Origin of the sequence: Nguyenibacter vanlangensis, assembly GCF_013376155.1 — a bacterium.
Classification (GTDB): domain Bacteria; phylum Pseudomonadota; class Alphaproteobacteria; order Acetobacterales; family Acetobacteraceae; genus Gluconacetobacter; species Gluconacetobacter vanlangensis.
On sequence record NZ_JABXXP010000242.1, the window covers coordinates 1 to 4,155 of the forward strand.

A 4,155-nucleotide genomic window follows, 5' to 3' on the forward strand; every position below is an offset into this window, starting at 1 on the left:
CCCGGTGTCGCGGCAACTCGCGGCGCTGGCGCTGCTGGGGCTGGAGGCGATGGAACCGGGGCGCCATGGCCAGGCCTGGCGGGCCGAAGCCGCACGGCAATTCGCGGTACAGGACCGGGCCTATGAATCCTGCGCCCATCTCACCGCGTCCGACGCCAATCCGCTGCCCCCCGGCGGCCTGCTGATCGCCATCGTCCCCGGCATACGCGCCCTGGTCGACGCCGCCTCGTAAGGGGCTGCATCACAAGCCCTGCGACCGGCGATCGGCTCCCCGGCGATCGGTCCCCCGTCGCTCGGGCCCGGCGTGGATGCCCGGGGCCCGAGCGCGGTCACACCACCCGCCTGCCTTCGACCCACACCTCCTGCACCCGCAGCCGTTCGTCCATCACGACGAAATCCGCCCTGCGCCCGACCGCCAGAACGCCCCGGTCATGCAGGCCCAGGTACTGCGCCGCATTGAAGCTGACCAGTCCGGCCGCGCGCGGCAGCGACAACCCGCCGCTTTCCACCGCGTTGCGCAGGGCGACATCCAGGGTCAGCACGCTGCCCGCCAGCGATCCGCCCGGCAGCCGCACCACCCCGTCCCTGATCGTCACGTCCTGCCCGCCCAACTGGCTCGGCCCGTCCGGCAGGCCCGCGCCGCGCATCGCATCGGTCACGAACAGCAGCCGGCTGCCCATCATCCGCGATGCCAGGCGGAACGTGGCCGGGTGGACGTGATGGGTGTCGAAGATCATCTCGGCATAGGCCACGTCGCTGCACATCAGCGCCGTGACGGGGCCGGGCCTGCGCCCCTCGATGGGCGACATGGCATTGAACAGGTGCGTCGCCCCCACCGTGCCGCCCGCCGCGCAGATCGTGCAGATGGCCCGCTCCGCCTGGTCGTAATCGGCCGTCATATGACCCAGGCTGACCCGCACGCCCGCCTCGGCGAACGTCTGCATGGCGCTTTCGGCATGCTCCAGCTCCGGCGCCAGCGTCACCACGCGCACAATGCCGGTCTCCACCGCCTCGCGCACCTTGTCGGGGCTGGGAGCGATGGCGAAGGGCGGCTGCGCGCCCAGCTTGTGGGGGCTGACGAACGGCCCTTCCAGGTGCGCGCCATGGATGGCGGGTCCGTCTGTCACGCCGGTCCGGCACACGTCGGCGACCGCGCGCAGCGCGTCCATCACGTCCGGCCAGGGGCGGGTGATGGTGGTCGGCAGGATCGTCGTGGTGCCGTGCGCCAGATGGAAACGCGACAGGCGATGGATCGCCGCCACCCCGTCCATCGTGTCGGCGCCGTCCCCGCCATGGACGTGCCCGTCGATAAAGCCCGGCAGGATATAGCGTCGCGGCGCGTCCGGCCGCGCCGCGAGGGCACGGATCCGGCGGTCGAAGGCGATGCGCCCCGGCAGGATCCGTTCGGGCAGGACGATCTGGCCATCCAGTTCCGGCAATTGGGTCATCATCGCTCCGGTGTCGGCGGCTGCTCGCGCCCGAAAGCGGCCGTAAACGTAAAGAAGAATGGCAAGATAGGACGGCAGCATCGGCGCCGCGAACACGCCCCGGAACCCGGCCACCGGCTTCAGCCGGACATAAAGCTGCGGCATCACCGCCCCGCCGCAGAATGCCATGACCAGCAGCGCCAGCGCCAGCCCACTGACACTAGAATCAATATTTTAGTGGCCTGCCGGTCCGAGAAATTCTCATAAGAATTTCTCGGGCAGGACACTAGTTGCAGGTCGCCTCCTCCTACCGCGCCCGGTCAGCCGATCGTCACGACCTTGGTCAGGTGCCGCGGCGCCAGCGTGTCCAGCCCGCGCATCCGCGCCACATATTCGCCCAGCAATTGCAGCACCGGCAGGCAGACCAGCGGCCGCACGTCGGCCGGCCCGGCAACGGGCAGTTCCACGGTGCCCGGGCCGCCCAGGCCCAGCACGCGCGCGCCCTTCGCCATCACCTCACGCGCGACCAGCGCTTCCTCCGCGATCGTGTCCGGATGGTACAGCACGATCACGCAGGACCGCTCGTCGATCAGGCTGACCGGGCCGTGGCGATATTCCAGCGGATGATGCGCCTCGGTCTGGCTCAGGCTCATTTCCCGCAGCTTCAGCGCGCCCTCGCGCGCCACGCCGTACAGCGCCCCCGCCCCCAGGAACACGAAGTGCGACCGTCCTGCGATCACGCTCTTCAGGTGCGGATCGGCCGTGTTCAGCAGCGTCTCCGCCGCCCGGGTGGTCTCGGGCCGCTGCCACCGTCTCGGTCGACTCGCCGCTGCGCGACAGGGCGACGACATGCGGCTTCATCGCGGCGGGGACGTAATCGCCCCGCCGCCGCGTCCATTCATTGCCCGGCACCGCGCGGGCCGATACGCCCCGCGCATTCAGCGTCGCGGCTTTCACCATAGCCCGCCATGCCGAAGACCGCCGCTTCGATCCCGTCCGGCAGGCCGGCCAGCAATCCGGCCATCACCGCCCGCCAGTCCGGCCGGTCGAACGGGTTGGACCCGCCGGCCTGGCGCACCGCCAGCACCGCGGCATCCCGTCCGACCAGAAGGACCAGCGTCTTGGACCCGCCGCCGTCCAGCGCCAGCACGCAGGGCGTCCCGGAATCGTGCCGCACGTTCTCTCCTCCAGCCGTCGGGCGTCGCCGCATGCGTCAATGATTCCGAGCGGAAACCCCTCATGTCAAGTCAATCATATGATCGTTTATGATTGAAATTGGATCGAAGAGCGAAATTCTTTCACGAAATTCGCCAAAAATTTACGCTATGCGATCATGAATATGACGTTATAGGATCGTTCACCCCCACGGACATCGTCTCCTCTCCTGCCGTGCCGGTCATCGCCGCCGCATTGACCGCATTCCGGCGCCTGTCTAGATTCCGGCCGTGCCATCATCATCCTGCCGGCAGCGCCCGCACGCCCTAGTGTCCTGCCCGAGAAATTCTTATGAGAATTTCTCGGATCAGCAGGTCACTAAAATATTGATTCCAGTGAAATCGGGTGAAATCCTTCGTTCGATGGGAGAAACATCGTGCCCCCCGACCGCCTGACGCAGATTCGCCGCTACCTCTATCTCAACGGCATGACCGGCATCCACGAACTGGCGGAAAAGGTCGATGCCTCTCTGGCCACGATCCGGCGCGACCTCCAGCGGCTGGAAGAACAGGGCGTCATCATCCGCACCCATGGCGGCGCCGCGATCGCCGAGACGGTCGGCATGGAAATCGCCTTCGAGGCGCGTGAACATCAGCGTCTGGAAGACAAGCGTGCGATCGCCGATGCCGCCTTCGCGCAACTGCGTCCCGGCTCGGCGGTGTTCTTCGATGCCGGCACGACCGTGCTGCAGATGGCGCACCGCCTGCGGCTCGATCCGATGCCGCTGACGGTGTTCTCCAACAATATCGCGGTGGCCGAGGCGCTGATGGGCATGGACCAGGTGCAGGTCATCCTGCTGGGCGGCCGCGTGCGCGCGGGCAATCGCAGCGTGGTCGGCGTCCTGTCCGAACAGGTGATCGACGGGCTGTGGTTCGACCAGCTCTATCTGGGCGCCAGCGCGGTGCAGCCCGACAATACGATCGCCACCCCCGACAGCGACGAAGCCCGCCTGAACGCGGCCATGCTGAAGCACGCCACCGAACGCTATCTGCTGGCCGACAGCAGCAAGTTCAACCGCCACTCGACCTATCGCGTCGGAAAACTGGACCAGGTGTCCAGGGTCTTTACCGATTCCGGCCTGGACGAGGAATGGATCGGCCGCCTGGCCCAACTCAACATCCCCCTGACACGAGCCCCCTGACACCGACCCCCTGACACGGGCCACCCTGACACGGCCGACGCGCGCCATCCAGATGGTTGACAATGTCAATCGTATTTGTTGACGCCGTCAATCATCCATGCTGTGGTGTCGGCATGGATCAGACCGTTACCTCCGTCCGGACATTCAACCGTTTCTATACCCACCGGGTCGGGGCGCTGAATACGCGCTTCCTCGGCACCGACCTGACCCTGGGCGAGGCCAGGATGCTGCTGGAAATCGCGCGGGCCGGCCGCGTGCTGGCCAGCGATCTGCGCCGCCTTCTGGACATGGACCCCGCGCATGTCAGCCGCATGCTGGCACGGTTCGAATCCCGCGGCTGGATCGTCCGCCACCGCGACGGTACCGACGGGC

The 4,155-nt window shown here is 67.4% G+C and carries 5 protein-coding genes and 1 pseudogene; 3 read left to right on the forward strand and 3 right to left on the reverse strand.

The genetic code is table 11. The annotated features are described in order from the left end of the window. Positions 1-232 (forward strand): annotated as a pseudogene (locus HUK84_RS11540) (beta-N-acetylhexosaminidase); the annotation flags it as partial. A gap of 97 nt (positions 233-329) precedes the next feature. Here HUK84_RS11540 and nagA read toward each other — a convergent pair. The 3 genes from nagA to HUK84_RS11555 all read right to left on the reverse strand — a co-directional run bounded on the left by nagA (position 330) and on the right by HUK84_RS11555 (position 2,604). Further along, positions 330-1,448 (reverse strand): N-acetylglucosamine-6-phosphate deacetylase, encoded by a 1,119-nt coding sequence (gene nagA, locus HUK84_RS11545; RefSeq protein WP_176640430.1) that lies wholly within the window; start codon positions 1,446-1,448, stop codon positions 330-332. Between the two features lie 299 nt (positions 1,449-1,747). After that, complete coding sequence (locus HUK84_RS11550) at positions 1,748-2,278, reverse strand: SIS domain-containing protein (protein ID WP_246285631.1); 531 nt, start codon at positions 2,276-2,278, stop codon at positions 1,748-1,750. Between the two features lie 47 nt (positions 2,279-2,325). After that, on the reverse strand, positions 2,326-2,604 hold the full coding sequence (locus HUK84_RS11555) for a hypothetical protein (RefSeq protein ID WP_176640427.1): 279 nt from the start codon (positions 2,602-2,604) through the stop codon (positions 2,326-2,328). Positions 2,605-3,018: 414 nt separating this feature from the next. Between HUK84_RS11555 and HUK84_RS11560 the strand changes: the two genes are divergently transcribed. Further along, entirely contained in the window at positions 3,019-3,783 is a 765-nt protein-coding gene (locus tag HUK84_RS11560; protein WP_176640428.1) for a DeoR/GlpR family DNA-binding transcription regulator, read from the forward strand. 113 nt (positions 3,784-3,896) lie between these two features. Beyond that, the coding region (locus tag HUK84_RS11565; protein WP_176640429.1) for a MarR family winged helix-turn-helix transcriptional regulator at positions 3,897-4,155 on the forward strand (259 nt) is incomplete at its 3' end.

Bases quoted from the DNA above. Each gene is read 5' to 3' on its own strand.
- nagA (WP_176640430.1), bottom strand. From the start codon at position 1,448: ATGACCCAATTGCCGGAACTGGATGGCCAGATCGTCCTGCCCGAACGG.
- HUK84_RS11550 (WP_246285631.1), bottom strand. From the start codon at position 2,278: ATGTCGTCGCCCTGTCGCGCAGCGGCGAGTCGACCGAGACGGTGGCAG.